This window comes from Streptomyces sp. NPDC059679 (assembly GCF_042734105.1).
Lineage (GTDB): Bacteria > Actinomycetota > Actinomycetes > Streptomycetales > Streptomycetaceae > Streptomyces.
Genome location: NZ_JBHWES010000028.1, coordinates 96011 through 110382 on the forward strand (window position 1 = coordinate 96011; position 14372 = coordinate 110382).

The 14372-nt window shown below is 69.3% G+C and carries 13 protein-coding genes; 9 read left to right on the forward strand and 4 right to left on the reverse strand.

Annotated features, from left to right (window positions below):
- Positions 1-34: 34 nt before the first annotated feature.
- From ACFV2X_RS27710 to ACFV2X_RS27720, 3 genes are read left to right on the forward strand one after another with little or no spacing between them, the layout of a single operon-like run.
- Entirely contained in the window at positions 35-1828 is a 1794-nt protein-coding gene (locus tag ACFV2X_RS27710; protein WP_385621334.1) for a carbamoyltransferase, read from the forward strand.
- Positions 1829-1867: 39 nt separating this feature from the next.
- Positions 1868-3583, forward strand: coding sequence for a hypothetical protein (locus tag ACFV2X_RS27715; RefSeq protein ID WP_385621336.1), 1716 nt, complete (start codon positions 1868-1870; stop codon positions 3581-3583).
- Positions 3580-5058: a hypothetical protein gene (locus ACFV2X_RS27720; RefSeq protein WP_385621339.1), complete on the forward strand. Its 1479-nt coding sequence runs from the start codon at positions 3580-3582 to the stop codon at positions 5056-5058. Before ACFV2X_RS27715 ends, ACFV2X_RS27720 begins: the two co-directional genes overlap by 4 nt.
- Before the next feature lie 97 nt (positions 5059-5155).
- On the opposite strand, the gene rfbB is transcribed toward ACFV2X_RS27720, so the two are convergent.
- Both rfbB and rfbA read right to left on the reverse strand, forming a co-directional pair.
- Positions 5156-6133 carry a dTDP-glucose 4,6-dehydratase gene (rfbB, locus tag ACFV2X_RS27725; RefSeq protein ID WP_385621341.1) on the reverse strand — a complete coding sequence of 326 codons (978 nt, stop codon included), beginning with the start codon at positions 6131-6133 and terminating at the stop codon, positions 5156-5158.
- 10 nt (positions 6134-6143) lie between these two features.
- Positions 6144-7013, reverse strand: a complete 870-nt coding sequence (gene rfbA, locus ACFV2X_RS27730) for a glucose-1-phosphate thymidylyltransferase RfbA (protein WP_385621343.1) — start codon at positions 7011-7013, stop codon at positions 6144-6146.
- A gap of 842 nt (positions 7014-7855) precedes the next feature.
- Here rfbA and ACFV2X_RS27735 point away from each other — a divergent pair.
- The 5 genes from ACFV2X_RS27735 to ACFV2X_RS27755 all read left to right on the forward strand — a co-directional run bounded on the left by ACFV2X_RS27735 (position 7856) and on the right by ACFV2X_RS27755 (position 10121).
- Positions 7856-8062 carry a hypothetical protein gene (locus ACFV2X_RS27735; protein WP_385621345.1) on the forward strand — a complete coding sequence of 69 codons (207 nt, stop codon included), beginning with the start codon at positions 7856-7858 and terminating at the stop codon, positions 8060-8062.
- Positions 8062-8517 (forward strand): DDE-type integrase/transposase/recombinase, encoded by a 456-nt coding sequence (locus ACFV2X_RS27740; protein WP_385621419.1) that lies wholly within the window; start codon positions 8062-8064, stop codon positions 8515-8517. Before ACFV2X_RS27735 ends, ACFV2X_RS27740 begins: the two co-directional genes overlap by 1 nt.
- 41 nt (positions 8518-8558) lie before the next feature.
- Complete coding sequence (locus ACFV2X_RS27745; protein WP_385621421.1) at positions 8559-9137, forward strand: RNA polymerase sigma factor; 579 nt, start codon at positions 8559-8561, stop codon at positions 9135-9137.
- The gene (locus ACFV2X_RS27750) at positions 9130-9735 is read left to right on the forward strand and encodes a hypothetical protein (RefSeq protein WP_385621348.1); all 606 of its coding nucleotides are present in this window, start codon (positions 9130-9132) and stop codon (positions 9733-9735) included. Before ACFV2X_RS27745 ends, ACFV2X_RS27750 begins: the two co-directional genes overlap by 8 nt.
- 155 nt (positions 9736-9890) lie before the next feature.
- Positions 9891-10121, forward strand: a complete 231-nt coding sequence (locus tag ACFV2X_RS27755) for a hypothetical protein (protein ID WP_385621351.1) — start codon at positions 9891-9893, stop codon at positions 10119-10121.
- A 159-nt stretch (positions 10122-10280) separates the two neighbouring features.
- Here the strand turns inward: ACFV2X_RS27755 and ACFV2X_RS27760 are convergent, their stop codons facing one another.
- On the reverse strand, positions 10281-11714 hold the full coding sequence (locus ACFV2X_RS27760) for an FG-GAP repeat protein (protein ID WP_385621353.1): 1434 nt from the start codon (positions 11712-11714) through the stop codon (positions 10281-10283).
- 481 nt (positions 11715-12195) lie between these two features.
- Here ACFV2X_RS27760 and ACFV2X_RS27765 point away from each other — a divergent pair, with 481 nt between their 5' ends.
- Complete coding sequence (locus ACFV2X_RS27765) at positions 12196-12684, forward strand: DUF6882 domain-containing protein (RefSeq protein WP_385621355.1); 489 nt, start codon at positions 12196-12198, stop codon at positions 12682-12684.
- A 997-nt stretch (positions 12685-13681) separates the two neighbouring features.
- On the opposite strand, the gene ACFV2X_RS27770 is transcribed toward ACFV2X_RS27765, so the two are convergent.
- Positions 13682-14353, reverse strand: a complete 672-nt coding sequence (locus tag ACFV2X_RS27770; RefSeq protein ID WP_385621358.1) for a hypothetical protein — start codon at positions 14351-14353, stop codon at positions 13682-13684.
- Between the last annotated feature and the right edge of the window lie 19 nt (positions 14354-14372).

Consider the following 14372-nt stretch of genomic DNA (forward strand, 5'->3'; position numbering starts at 1 on the left):
AAGGACGACCGCGGTCCGGAAAGGAAAAACAGAAATGATCATTCTGGGATACAACGGCTTCTCGCAGATAGCGGAGCTGTTCGGCCGGCTGTACGGCTACACCGCCGACAGCGTCGACCGCCACAGCTTCCTCGGCCATGACGCCGCTGCCGCCCTCTTCGTCGACGGCGAGCTGGTGGCCGCCGTCGAGGAGGAGCGGATGAACCGGCAGAAGAAGACCACCGCCTTCCCCGCGAACGCCATGCGGTGGTGTCTGGAGCAGGCCGGTATCTCCTACGAGGACGTGGACTACTACGCCTTCGGCTGGAACTTCACCGCGGAATTCGCCGACACCGCCATCACGGGCATCGCGAGCGCGCCGATCCCGCCCGAGTACAAGTTCCAGGCGATCGGATCCTTCGGCGAGCTGTGGAACGGAGCGCTGGGCAGGACCGCGCTGATCGAGGACTTCACCAGCCACACCGGCTACGCACTGCCGGACGAGAAGCTGATCACGGTCCCGCACCACCGGGCCCACCTGGCCTGCGGCCGCACCTTCTCCGGCCTCGGTGACGCCGCCTTCCTCATCAACGACGGTCAGGCCGAGGCGGACAGCGCCATCATGGGCGAGGTGCGCGACGGCAAGGTCGAGGTCTTCGAGCGGTTCACCATCGACGCGAAGAACTCGCTCGCGCAGCTGTTCGCGAACATCACCCGCTACCTGGGTTTCACTCCGAACAACGACGAGTACAAGGTCATGGGCCTGGCCGGGTTCGGAAAGGCCCCGGACGAGCAGGACAACCCCCTGCTGACCAAGGTCGTCACCCTCGAGGAGGGCGGCCGGTACTCGCTGGCCCTGGCAAACGATCCGCGCGGCCCGCGCGCCTATGACCCCCTGTTCGACGAGCTGTTCGACGGCAACGACGGCAACCGTCAGGAGTTCGACTTCCGGGTCCGCGTCGCCTGCGCTGCCCAGCAGGTGATCGAGGCGGTGACCGCGCACCAACTGCGCGCCCTGGCCGAGGCGACCGAGCTGCGCGATCTGATCTTCGAGGGCGGCCTCGCCCTGAACTGCGTCAACAACACCAAGCTGCTGGAGGAGCTGCCCTTCACCCGGGTCGAGGTCAGTTTCGGGGCGAGCGACCCCGGCGTCTCCATCGGCGCCGCCGCCCATGTCGCACGGGAGAAGTCGGTCGCCCTGGCGCCGACCGAGTCGCCGTACCTCGGCCCGGAGTTCGGCGAGGACGAGATCCGCGCCACGCTCGAGGAGTACACCTCCTCGGTCATCTGGGAGTTGCTGCCCAGCGACGAGGTGGTGGGGAAGACCGCCGAGCTGCTGACCGGGAAGACCGTCATCGGCTGGTTCCAGGGCCGCACCGAGTACGGGCCGAGGGCGCTGGGCAACCGCAGCATCCTGGCCAACCCGTCCTACGCCGACATGAAGGACGTCATCAACAACCGCGTCAAGCACCGCGAGCCCTTCCGCCCGTTCGCGCCGATCGTGCTGGAGGAGAACGCGGCGCGGGTGTTCGAGATGGGCAGGAAGGAGCGCTCCCCGTACATGACCTTCGTGTTCCCGGTGCGCCCCGAGTACACCGAGAAGATCGCGGCGGCCACCCATGTCGACGCCACCTCACGCATCCAGACCGTGACGGACGAGAGCAACCCGCGACTGGCCGCGCTGTTGCGCGAGTTCACCTCCCGCACCGATGTGCCGTGTCTGGTGAACACCTCCTTCAACGTGGCGGGCGAGCCCATCGTCTGCTCCCCGAAGGACGCGGTCGAGTGCTTCCTGGGCACCGATATCGACCACCTGGTCATCGGCGACTTCCTGGTCTCCAAGCGATGAGGGAGCAGAGAGCGGCGGTCGACGCATGGGGGGCCGCACATGGCTGACCGACAGACCCCGGCCGCCGCGGCGGCCGGGGGTGTCCAGTGGCGGGCCCGGGTGGCCTCACTCCTGGAGATAGCCGGCGCGGTGGCCACCGTCGGCTCGATGATCCTCGTCGTCGAGATCTGCCGGGAGCTGCTCACCACCGACCCCGACACGGGCCGCCTCGAAGGGCTCGTCCTGACCACCGTCGCCACCGCGGTGCTCGCACTCACCCTCCAGATCGCCGGACGGACGCTGAGCCGCCAGGCGGCCCAGCTCAGCCAGGAGCTGTTCCACGCCGGGGTGGCCGCCAGGCTGCGTGCCCGCCCCGCCGCCCGGTCGCTCCACGCGGCGTGGCGGGCCCAGAGCGCCACCCTGGGCGGCGACATCGCCTCGGCCGGGGCGATGGTCGGCCGCGCGGCCTCGGAACTCGTCTCGGCGTTACTGGTGTTCGTCCTCTCGATCGGCTACCTGTTCTGGGTCGACTGGCTGATGGCCCTGGTGACGCTGTTGCCGATCCTCCTCGGATTCGTCACCTTCGGCGTGATCTCCGCGCGCTTCTTCAAGGAGATGAAGGACGAGTACGTGGCGTCCATCGGCGCCGTCGACGCGGTGCGCCCCACCATCGGCCTGGACGCCCGGATCAACCGCGCCGGCGCGCGGGCGCGCACCGCGGCGGTGACGCGCACCTCCGCCCGCAGGCTGACCGAGGCCACCGACGGGTTCAGCGACTTCTTCCAGGTCCGCATCGGTGCCCTGCTGGGCGGCCGGGCGATCGCCGAGATCGCCTTCTCGCCGCTGACCGTCCTGGTGTTCGTGCTGTGCGGGGGCGCGCTCATGGTCCGGGCGGACTCGCTGGCCCCGGGCGACCTCGTGCCGTTCCTGGTCGTGGGCGCCGGGCTGGCGGCCCCGCTGCTGGCCAGCACCTACTACATGGAGGAGGTCGGCGAGGGCAAGAAGGCCACGGCGCGGTTGACCGCGTTCGCCGCGGGCGTCCCGGCGCCCGCCGAGGGCGAAAAGGCGGCGACCGAATCCGCCGAACAGGCCGCGAACGACTCCGCCGAACGGGCTGCGCCCGCCGACGACGACCTCGGCCTCGAGTTGCCCGAGCGCGGGGTACTGACCGTTATCGAGCCCACGCCCGAAGGCACCGACCGCGTGGCCGACTGGATCAAGGCCGACACACCCCCCGAGCGGTTCGCCGCGGTGGAGGCCGAGCCGGCCGTCGTGCTCGGGCCCGTCGCCGCGTACATCACCGCCGACCGGCCCGGCGGGACCGAGCGGGACGCCGAGCGGGCGGCGCGCACCGCCGGGGTCCACGACACTGTCACGGCGTTCCCCCACGGATACGACTCGGTCGTGGGCGCCGAGGTGTCCCTGTCCTATCCGGAGCTCCAGCGGCTCGCCCTGGCCAGGGTGGTCGCGACGGAGGAACACGGGGTCGTACTGCTCGACCAGCGGGCGTTCGGCGGCGACACCGGGGTGCTGCGGGCCGTGGTGGACGAACTGCGGGAGCGGGCGGCCGTGGTCGTCCTCAGCCCCGGGCCCTCGGCCGTCACCGACGGGCGGCTCGCGGTCATGGAGGCCGGGCGGGTCGTCGAGTCCGGCACGCACGAGGAGTTGCTCCGCGAGGGCGGCCGGTACGCGGCCATCCTCGGCGGGCACCCGGACACCCCGCAGGCCGTCCCGGCCGCTTCCCGAACCGCTACGTCCCAGGAGGGCAGCCGATGAGGGCCGTTCTCGACCGCTACCTCCAGGTGTCCGGCACCAAGGCGTTGGTGTCGCTGCTGATGTTCCTGGTCCTCGGCGCCATCACGCAGGGCATCGCCTTCACCCTGGTGGTCCCGATCGCCGACGACCTCCTCACGCCCGACACTCCGGTGCCGTGGTCGTGGATCGCCGTCCTGGTGGCGATCACCGTGGTGCACTCCGTACTGCACTACCGGAGCGTTCCGATGGGCAACCGCATCGGCGCCGACCTCGTCACCACCCTGCACCGGGCCGTGGCCGACCGCGCGTCGTCCCTGCCCACCAGGTCCCTCGGCCCGGTGCACGCCGACCGGCTCGCCTCACTGGACGGCAGCGCGGTCGTGGTCCTGATGGGCCTGCCCGCGCATGTGCTGCGCCCGCTGGTGGCCGCCGTCATCACCCCGCTCACCGTGATCGTGATCAGCCTGTTCTTCGAGCCGCTGCTGGCGGTCACGCTGGCGGGCAGTCTGCTGGTCGTGATGGCGGCGTCCTTCGCCACGGCCCGGCTGCTCACTCGGGACGAGGAGCCGGACGGTCCCGAGTGGCTGCGCCGGGCGTACGAGCGCCCCGGGGCCTCGCCGCACGGCGGCCGGCCGGGCGTGCTGCTGCCCGCAGTGGGACAGGTGCTGCTGTGGCGGGTCGTCGAACTCGCGGTCTGCGGTGCCGTGGCGGTGTGCGCGGTGTTGTCCACCGGGGACGACGTATCGGCCCCCCAGGGCGTCGCGCTGATCGTGCTCTCGGCGCTCACCTTCCGGCCGGTCATGGAGGCCGCCCTGCTGACCAGCACGGTCGTCAACTCGCGTGCGACGCTGATCACGATCGGCCGGCTGATCGGCGCCGGCAACCCTGAGCCGCCCACCGCCACGTGGCCCGCGGCGTGTGACATCGAGTTCGAGGACGTCGGTGTCGCGGTCGACGGAGCGACGGTGCTGACCGGAGTCTCCTTCCGGCTTGCGGCGGGCACCACCGCGGCGCTCACCGGCACACCGGACGGGGTCCGCCTGACACTGGCGGATCTGCTGACGGGCGATCTCCGGCCCACGTCGGGGCGGGTGCTGATCGGCGGGGTGGACGTCGCCACCATCGCCGCGTCCGAGGCCGAACGGCGGCTGTGCCGGGTCTCGCCGGTGGAGGGTGCGGGGTTCGAAAGCGTAGAAGGTTCCGACGGGTTCGACGGTTCCGGCGGGGTGGCGGGCTCCTCGCCCTCCCAGGCCGACCGCTGGCGGCTCGCCCTGGAAGGGGCGATCGCGGCCGACCCCGCCCTGGTGGTCGTGGACGCGACCGCCGGCGCGGAGGCGTTCGCCACCTCCCCGGACTTGGCCGAGCTGCTGTCCACGCTCCTGCGGGACCGCACCTGCCTGGTGATCCCGGGCGCCGGACTTCCCCTGCCGCGCTGCGACGAGGAGTTGGTGGTCGAGGGCGCTCGCGTGGCCGTGCGCGCGACCGAGGTGAGATGACCGGGCGGCGGCAGGCCAGGGCCGCCACAACGGAGAACGCCGGGCCGGAGCCGTTTCCACGGCATCCGGCCCGGCGTCCCGGACCACAGAGGAGGCTTCAGCCCTTGATCGGCTCCCACCAGTCGCGGCGTTCGGTGTACCACTGGACGGTGGCGGCCATGCCCTCGTCCCATGACGTCGCGGGCCGGTAGCCCAACTGGTCGGTGATCTTCGCACAGTCCATGGCGTAGCGGCGGTCGTGCCCCTTGCGGTCTGCCACGTGCTCCACCATCGACCGGTCCACGCCGAGCCTCTCCAGCAGTCCGTCGGTGACCTCGCGGTTGGTCAATTCCGTGCCGCCACCGACGTTGTAGATCTCGCCCGGCTTTCCGCCCTCGGCCACCAGCGCTATGCCCCTGCAATGGTCGTCCACATGCAGCCAGTCCCGAACATTCTCGCCGTCGCCATAAAGCGGCACTTTTCTGCCGTCGAGCAGATTGGTGACGAAGAGCGGGATGAGCTTCTCGGGATATTGGTGTGGGCCGTAGGTGTTGGAGCCCCGGGTGACGCAGACCGGCAAACCATGTGTACGGTGCACGGCCAGGGCCAGAAGGTCGGACGACGCCTTGGAAGCGGAATACGGAGAATTGGGACGGAGCGGCTCCTCCTCCGTCCAGGGAGCATCTCCGTTCTCCAGCGACCCGTATACCTCGTCGGTGGAGACATGTACGAATTTCCGTACGCCGGTCTCGGTCGCCGCACTGAGCAGCGTGTGGGTCCCCACGACATTGGTCCGCACGAATTCATCGGCCCCCGCAATGGACCGGTCGACATGTGACTCGGCCGCGAAATGCACCACGAGGTCCGTTCCCCGCAGCAATTCTCCGACCAGCCGGCCGTCGCAGATGTCCCCCTCGACGAATCGCAGCCGGGGACTGTCCGCGACGCTTGCGAGATTCGCCTTGTTCCCCGCGTAGGTGAGCTTGTCAAGCACCACTATGTCGGCCTCCGCGAAGGCCTCGTAGTGACCCTGCACCGTCCGCCGGACGAAGTGCGAGCCGATAAAACCCGCACCTCCGGTTACCACTATGCGCACTGGCTGCCCTTCAGTCCTTACCGGCGATTTCCATCAGATACCTGCCGTAGTCCGTCCGCGCTAACTGCCGGCCCAATTCATAGCATGCGTCGGCGTCGATGAACCCCTTGCGAAAAGCAATCTCCTCGAGACAGGCGATGCGTACGCCCTGGCGTTGTTCGAGCACCTGCACATACTGCGACGCCTGGAGCAGCGAGTCGTAGGTGCCGGTGTCCAGCCAGGCGAAGCCGCGCCCCAGGTTGATCAGCCTGGCCTTGCCCCGCTCCAGGTAGACCCGGTTGACGTCGGTGATCTCCAGCTCGCCCCGGGCGGACGGGCGGACGTTCTTCGCGATGTCCACCACGTCGTTGTCGTACAGATAGAGGCCGGTGAGCGCCAGATTCGACCTGGGCCGGGTCGGCTTCTCCTCCAGTGAAATCAGATTCCCCCGCCCGTCCACCTCGCCGATGCCATAGCGCTCCGGATCGCCAACCGGATATCCGAAGAGCACACAGCCCTCCACCTCGGCCATCTCTTTCTCCAGCAGCCGACCGAATCCCGGACCGTGGAAGACATTGTCGCCCAGTACCAGGGCCACCGACTGATCGCCGATGTAGTCGGCCCCGATGAGGAACGCCTCGGCGATTCCGTTGGCGCAGGGCTGCTCGGCGTACTCGATGTTCAGGCCGAGCCGGCCGCCGTCCCCCAGCAGATCCCGGAACATGGTGAGATGGGAGGGCGTGGAAATAATCAGGACATCCCGTATGCCGCCGATCATGAGCACGGAAAGCGGATAATAGATCATCGGCTTGTTGTAAACGGGAAGCATCTGCTTCGACACCGCGTGGGTCAGCGGATGCAGGCGCGTGCCGCTGCCTCCGGCCAGGACTATGCCCTTCATGTGACCAACTCTCCATAACTGGCAAGGATTAGCGCAGACATCTCCAGTTGGGTGGCCCGTGACATATTCAATTCACTTGCGAGAGCAGGGGTGTCGGCCTGAGGCGAGGCACTATCAACGGGCGCTCCGTGGACGGGAAATCCGACCAGGGTGACGTCGAGACCTGGCGCTGCGGTACTGATACTTTGGTTCGGGATCGACCGTACGGCTATCTGATCAGTTCTGTCAAATGTGACGGTGGATTCGTCCAGGGTAAAGCCCGGTGCTCTTGCAGCCATTGTGCCGCCCTTACCCGTTTCCGCCTCTCGATAACTCACCGAGTGGAGTCGGCGGGCCCGTCCGAAAACATGGCGACCTGTGCCGCTCGTAGGTGGCAAGGACGTGGCGGGTGTGGGCCTCGTTCATGATCAGGAGGTGGTCGAGGGCTTCGCGTCGGAGGCTGCCGATGATGCGTCCGCGTTCGCAGTGTGCGTTCATGCGGGGAGTCTGTGGTGCACTTTTGAGGATCTCCATCTCCTCGGCCTGGAAGACGGCGTCACATGCCTCGCCGTACCCGTCGTGGGCGGCACCCCGGTGGTGTGCAGCCGCCGGGTGAAGCTTCCCCTTGCCCGCTCCTCCGACAAGACGATCACGGAGGTTGCGCGGGATCCGGGGGTGAGCCCGGGAGAGTCTGCGCGGCTGGGTCAAGCGTGACCGGATCGACCGTGGTGAGGACAGGCCGGACGAGCTGACCGGTACCGAACGCCAGGAGCTCGCGCGGCTGCGCAAGCAGAACATCGAGCAGCAGAAGACGATCGAGATCCTGAAAAAGCCGCGGCCTTCTCCGCCCAGGACAGCGACCGGTGAGCGAGGTCTACCGGTTCATCGCCGCGGAGAAGGCCGCATACCCTGTGGCCCTGCTGTGCCGTGTCCTGCACGTGGCACGATCCTCGTTCTACGCCTGGCTGAACGCGGATGAGGCCCGGCAGTTGCGGACACGTGCTGATGACGCGCTCGCCCATGAGATCGCGCCCGGCCCGACAAGCAGGCGCGGCCGACGCCGGATCTGATCGGCCGCGACTTCACCGCCGCCCGGCCGGGCACCCGGCTCGTCGGCGACATCACGTACCTGCCCACGCGAGAGGGCCGGCTGTATCTGGCCCGCTGGTTGGACCTGGCCACCCGCGAGGTCATCGGCTACGCGATGGCCGACCACCACCGTGCCGAGCTGGTGACTGACGCACTGCGGATGGCTCACGGCCGGGGCAGCCTGCAACCCGACTTGACGCCCTCTCAAAGCCGGGTGGACGGACTGAGTCGGCCTGTCGGCCGCGGACGGCAGCGGTTCCAACGGCTGTACGGCCAAGTTCCTCGCCGTCTACTTCGACCAGGGCGCGAGCACCGCCGCCCACCCGTCGCTGCCCGCGAAGGGCGTGTACATCGACAGCTCGATCCGCGCATCGTACGGGCAGCAGACCATCGACGACGTCCTGAACTCGTGACGCGTCCGTACGCCCTCGCCTGAAAGGATCCGGCCGGTGCCGGACAGGACGGGCTGTGGAATCCATGACGGAAGAGGAGTCGCGCCAGAGGCAGCGGGCGCGCTTCGAAAGACTGGCGCACGTGGTGGTGGAACCGTTGCACCGGTATCTGCTGCGACGGACGAGCGCCGACATGGTCGACGACATCCTGGCGGAGGCGATGCTGGTGCTGTGGCGCCGTATCGACGACGTCCCCGGCCTGGGGTCGGAGCCGGATTCCCTGCCCGGCCCCGATGACGTGTTGCCGTGGTGCTACGGGGTGGCGCGGGGCTGCCTGGCGAATGCCCGCCGTGCCGACGGGCGCCGGCTCCGGCTGGTGGAGCGGTTGATCCGGACGCAGGAGCAGCAGTCGGCCGGGGTCGCCGACTACAGCGATCTGCACGCCGCGCTCGCCGCCCTCGGGGCGCTGGACCGTGAGGTGGTGCGGCTGTGGGCGTGGGAGGGGCTGGCGCCCCGGCAGATCGCGGAGGCGACCGGGTTGACGTCCAACGCAGTGAGCATCCGGCTGCACCGGGCGAAAAGGAAACTCGCCGAACAGCTGGGCGAAAGCATGACGAACCGTCCGGACACAAGAGGGATGAAGGAAGGAGCGGTCAGTGAATGACGACGAGTTGCTGGCCCGGCTGAAGTCCGCGGACCCGGCGCTGACCCCACATGCTCCGCTGCCCGACATCGACCGACTTGTGGAGGACATCTTGACCACCGACACCGCGCTCCAGACCGGCAATACGGCCCCCGCGAAGACCGCTGCGCGACGGAGCCGCCGTCAGCTCCTCGGACTCGCGGCGGCGGCCGGTCTGCTTCTGCTCGGCGGCGGCATCGCCGGAGCAGTCATGGCGAACAACGACAATGGGCACTCGGCCTCGACCGGCCCATTGACACTCACCACCCACAGCGGTTTCGGCGGCCAGAAGTGTGTGACACCCAGTCCCGACACCCTGCGCGGGTACCCGACCCTCTTCGCGGGAACGGTCACCTCCATCAAGGGCTCCACGGTCACCTTCCGCGTCGACTACTGGTTGAAGGGCGGCGACACGGAGACGGTCGTGCTCGACAGCGACGCGAGCCGGCCGGAGGCGCTGACGTTCTCGGAGGGTGTGCGCTACATCGTGGCCGCCGAGAACGGCGTCGTCCCGGTGTGCGGCGCGAACGGGGCCTCGAACGAGACCGTCGACGAGTTCCGCCAGGCATTCGGGAAGTAACGGAAAGCAGCTGCACGGACGGTCCGAGCCCACCGACGGCCGCGGTGGGCTCGGCCGGTTCGGGAAGCCGGTGCTTCTGTTGTTATGACCGTGTTCCACAGTCGACTGAGAGCTGAGGGCTTCCCCCGCCTGGCTTCCCCCGCCTGGCTTCCGCCGTGGCAGGCGGAGACGGCCTCGAAGGTGTTGTCGGGGTTGCAGTTCTCGCCGAACCGGTAGTAGTACCGGACTTCGAGGAAGCACGCCGACTGCGCGCCCAGCTCGGCGAGGAAGCGCTGCCGGCCGAGCAGCGGATCGAGTGGATGGAGAAGCTGACGAAGGCCCGGGAGGCCGCGCAGGCCAGCATGACCACGCTCGGACAAGTGGAGGCGCTGATCCTGCAGATCTGACCGGTCATGTGCACGGCCCCGGGGCCTCCTTCCGGCCCGGGGCCGCCTGCTCTCACACCCGCTCGCCGGGCAGGACCACCACGCCCCCGCACGCGCCCGTTGGACGCTCTCCCACGACCCTGGTGGCCGGCAGGAGTTCGACCGCGAGGATCCAAGTAGCTACCGGGCGAGCACTCCGCCGTGCTCCACCGCGCCGGAAAGGCCCAGCCGCGCCGGTGTCACCGAGGCGACCGGGGGCTTGGGGCCCTCATCGCGGGTGGCGTCGAACCACACCCCGCCCGAGCTCGCGTTCTCGCCGGGCGCACCGATCGCCATGTCCGGGGAGCCGTCGCCGTTGTAGTCGCCGGTGGCGACCGCCGCGCCGAAGAGGTCGCCCGCCTCCGCCGTACCAGCCACGCCCGGGGAGTTCTGGTTGAAGCCGACGCCGGTCATGCCGCCGTCCTGTCCCGCGGCGAGCCACAGGTACGAGCCCGCGTCCGCCTCGGCGCCGATGGCCTCGTGGCTGACGCCGACGACCAGTTCGTCGAAGCCGTCCCGGTCGAGGTCGGCGACGGCGAGGGCCCCGCCGAAGTTGTCCTCCGGCTCGGCGGTGCCGGGCACATACGGCGAGGACTGCGTGGTGCACACGACATCGCCGCCGAGAGTGGTGTCCGGCTTGCCGTACGCCACGGCGACGGCACCACCAAGGCGGTCCGCACAGAAGGTGGTGTCAGTCTCCGGGTTGGGCTGGACCTGGCCGATGGCGAGGTCCGCGGTGCCGTCTCCGTCGAAGTCGCCGGTGGCCAGTGCGCTGCCGTGGTCGCCCGTGCGCCACGTCGTCCGCCACTCGCCCGAGGCCCGGCTGAGCACATGGGTACCGGAGATCTCCATGCCCTTGTAGGTGACCGCGAGGTCGTCGCCGCCGTCACCGTCGAAGTCCCCCGTGACCAGGGCCCGAGCGCCGCCGAAGTCATACCCCTCGACGAGGGAGGTGTCAGTGGCGGAGCCGGTGGTGAACGGGCCCCGGCGCAGTAGCGTCGCGCCGCCGTCCCCGTTGCCCTCGGTGGTCACGGCGAGGTCCTGGTGGCCGTCGTGGTCGAAGTCGCCGACGGTGAGCAGTCTGCCGAGTCGTCCGTCGGCCTGTCCCTTGGCCGCGGTGAGTCCGCTGCTGAAGCCGGACGCCGAGCCCCATACGACGGTGGCGGTGCCCTCGTGGTCGTCGCCGGTGTCCTTCAGCCGTTCGCCGGGCGCGGTGACGGCCAGGTCGCCGTAGCCGTCGCCGTTGAGGTCGGCGGCGCTGACCGAGGTGCCGAACAGATCGCCTGCCTCGGCGGTCCCCGGCACCCCGGCGGTGGACTGGCTGACGCGGGCGGAGCCCGCGGTGCCGAGGCCGTTCGGGCCGCCCCAGACCACGTTGACATAGCCCGCCTTCGCCCGGCCGTCGACGGTGGCCTTCGGCATGCCGACCGCCAGGTCCGCGTATCCGTCGCCGTTGAAGTCACCCTTGAGACCCGAGGGTGCCGCGGCGGCCGTGTCCTCGGTCGGGCCCGAGGGGGTGAGGACGGCGGCCAGTGCCACCGCGGTGGCGGTCACGGCCAGGGTTCGTATGCGCACGGGCTCTCCCAGAGGTGCGGGGTCGGGCTTCCGTGGCTTTGACTCCCGAGCGAGGCGGAGGGTTGTGGTGGAGCGGCGTGTGAATGGACATCAGGTGAACGGGCGCATGTGCGCCGCGCGCCGGTGTCCACCGTCCCCCGCGCCACCCAGCGGCGCAGCACCTCCTCGGCGGTCTTTCCGTGCGTGGTGCAGGGCCAGGCGCCGCTCGGTCTCGCCCCTGTCCGCCGGCCGTCCCACATCCACCAGCACACCCCGGGCCAGGAGGCCGCCAGGTTCGAAGAACCGTCGCCTGGCCACCCGCCACGACGTCGGCAGAGTCCTCGCCACCGGCGAGGCATAGGCCCCGCCTGCGCATCACCAGAGGGGAACCAAACCCCGACGAACAGGATGAGCGACAGGCAGATCTTCCGTCCGAGTCCGGAAGTCCCGCCAGAAGCCGGGATGGGAGGATCTTGTCGACAGTTTTGTATGAGGAGGCAAGGTGGATGACGGCTCGAAGCATGACCACTGCGGCTGGGAGGCGGTCGTGCTCGCGGCTCGGGAGCGTGCCCGCTCGCGGCAGGCCGTCATGGTCGAGCGCTTCGGCTTGTCAGGGGACGTGCGGTACGACTGGTCGATGGACGACGCGCAGATCACATGGTCGCGCGACGGAGAGGTGTTCCTCACCGGCCGACTCACGCTGATCGGCAGCGTCAGCCTTGCCCAACAGACCTGGTTGTGGTCCTGGGCGAACGAGTCACTGCCGCACGCCGTCCTGGGCGACATCGAGCGGGTGCGGCAGTTCGGCGAGGAGAACGACTACCCCGTCCTCCCTTGGCCGGGCTTCAGCTACCACCCCGAACTCGTCGCAGAGGCACGGATGGTCGCGGCCTCCGTGCTCGACGCTGAGGGGCTGTGGACGGAGTCCATGGACGACGGACAACTCCACTTCATGGTCCACGACCTGGTGTTTGCTGCCGAACGACAGTGATGGTCGCACGGACGGTCAAGATGCCGGTGCCGGCCGTCGAACGTTGAACGACAAGCTGAGGTGACAGGGGGAGCTTCGTCGGCTACCGCCCGGCAGGGGGCGATGGCCTGGATCGGGGCGCAGGCGCGTCGACAACGGTGTCGTGTTCGAGTCGGATCGCGTGCCGCCCGGACAGGTGAGCTGGAATCGTGCTGGGCCGCGCACCTGGGGACCCTGCTCATGCACGGGTGTACGGCACAGTTCAGGCGGAGGCCGGGGGAGCTCGGCCTCGGCGAGGACGACCTGCGAGCGCCCGCCGCCGGCCATCGTCTTCCGGTAGTCGGTGGGCCTGGGGCTGGAGTCCGCGGCGACCGCGCGGGCGTGCCCGGTCAGCTGCAGTGCGATCTGCTCGTAGTCGCGCGGTGCGAGGCGCGGGTCCCTCCACGCGAGCATGGCCATGGCGAGTGTCTCGTGGGGGCGCGGTCGAAGGGGAGTTCCGCCTCGATCATCCCGTCGGGGTCGTACAGGACCGTATGCGTGTTGGTCACCGGCGTCTTCGGTGCGTGATCGTCACCGCTCGCCTTGTCGTCCTGGGACTGAAGGCCGTGACCATCCGGTGCAGCGTGGGCGGTGTTGCTCGTGCGCGTGCGCACGGGCCGCCTCTTCCGCTGCTGGTGGTGGCGTCGGTGTCTTCGACGCTACGGGGCTCGATGGGGGGTCTCAGTGAAATTGCGGATGATTGCGCGGATTCAGTGTCAACCGCGGACCGGATCAGGACGCGGGCGGCAGCGCCGTGCACGGCCAGCTTCGCCAGGCTGGTGAACGCCCGTGCGCGGTCGGAGATCTCGCGGGGCCGGCGGGCGTTGATGACGGCGGTGAGGGTTTCAACCACGGTGTGCTGGTCGTCGTAGAGGTAGAAGACCTCCACACCAATGAACCGATGACCGCCCTACTCCGCAGCGAACTCCACACGGCCCGGGGGCGGACCCCCATGCACCCCGGGCCGTCCGCGGCCCCCTTAGAACGAGCGGCTCAGACGGAGTGACAGGTAGCAGCCGCCGGCGCGGCCGTCCGTGTCGTCGCCCACCGTCACAGACTTGGTCTCATCGACCGTGTCCCAGCCGCCCTGCGGAATGTACCCCCTGCACTGCCCCGAGGCATCGCGTCCGCCATCGCCGTACCACTGCACGTCGAGCCGAATGTCCGAGCGACCGGACAGGGCGAAGGTGAGGTTGCACCAGCCCGCGCGGTTGTCGGTGTCCACCCGGATGCTGTCGCCGAATGTCTTGAACGTCTTGATCGGGATCGTGTGCGGTCCCTCGTTCTCGCACTGGGTCTCGTCGCTGCCAGGCTCCACCATCCAGGTGTAGGTGACGTTCAGGCCCGCGAGAGTGTTCGACGGGTCGTAGATGCCGAAGGCCAGCTGGCAGCCGCCCGCGCGGTTGTCGGTGTCCAGGCGGATGGTGGAGGTCCAGTCGGGCGCGGTGACCCACCGCTCCGGCGGATTCGTCGGCCCGTCGCACTGGCCGTCTCCGTCGGGGTAGAACCGGACGCCCAGTTCGGGCGCGGCGTTGGCCGAGGACGGCGCCGCGTCGGCCGATGTGGCCGACAGGCCGCTCACCATCAGTAAGCCGACCGCCAGCACGGCCGCCCGTCGGGCCGATCTGCTGCCCAGCTTGAGCTTTCTCACGTGTGTCTCCCACGATGTC

Excerpts from the sequence above, each read along its gene's own strand:
- ACFV2X_RS27710 (WP_385621334.1), top strand. The coding sequence starts at position 35 with ATGATCATTCTGGGATACAACGGCTTCTCGCAGATAGCGGAGCTGTTC.
- ACFV2X_RS27715 (WP_385621336.1), top strand. The coding sequence starts at position 1,868 with ATGGCTGACCGACAGACCCCGGCCGCCGCGGCGGCCGGGGGTGTCCAG.
- ACFV2X_RS27720 (WP_385621339.1), top strand. The coding sequence starts at position 3,580 with ATGAGGGCCGTTCTCGACCGCTACCTCCAGGTGTCCGGCACCAAGGCG.
- rfbA (WP_385621343.1), bottom strand. The coding sequence starts at position 7,013 with ATGAAGGGCATAGTCCTGGCCGGAGGCAGCGGCACGCGCCTGCATCCG.
- ACFV2X_RS27745 (WP_385621421.1), top strand. The coding sequence starts at position 8,559 with ATGACGGAAGAGGAGTCGCGCCAGAGGCAGCGGGCGCGCTTCGAAAGA.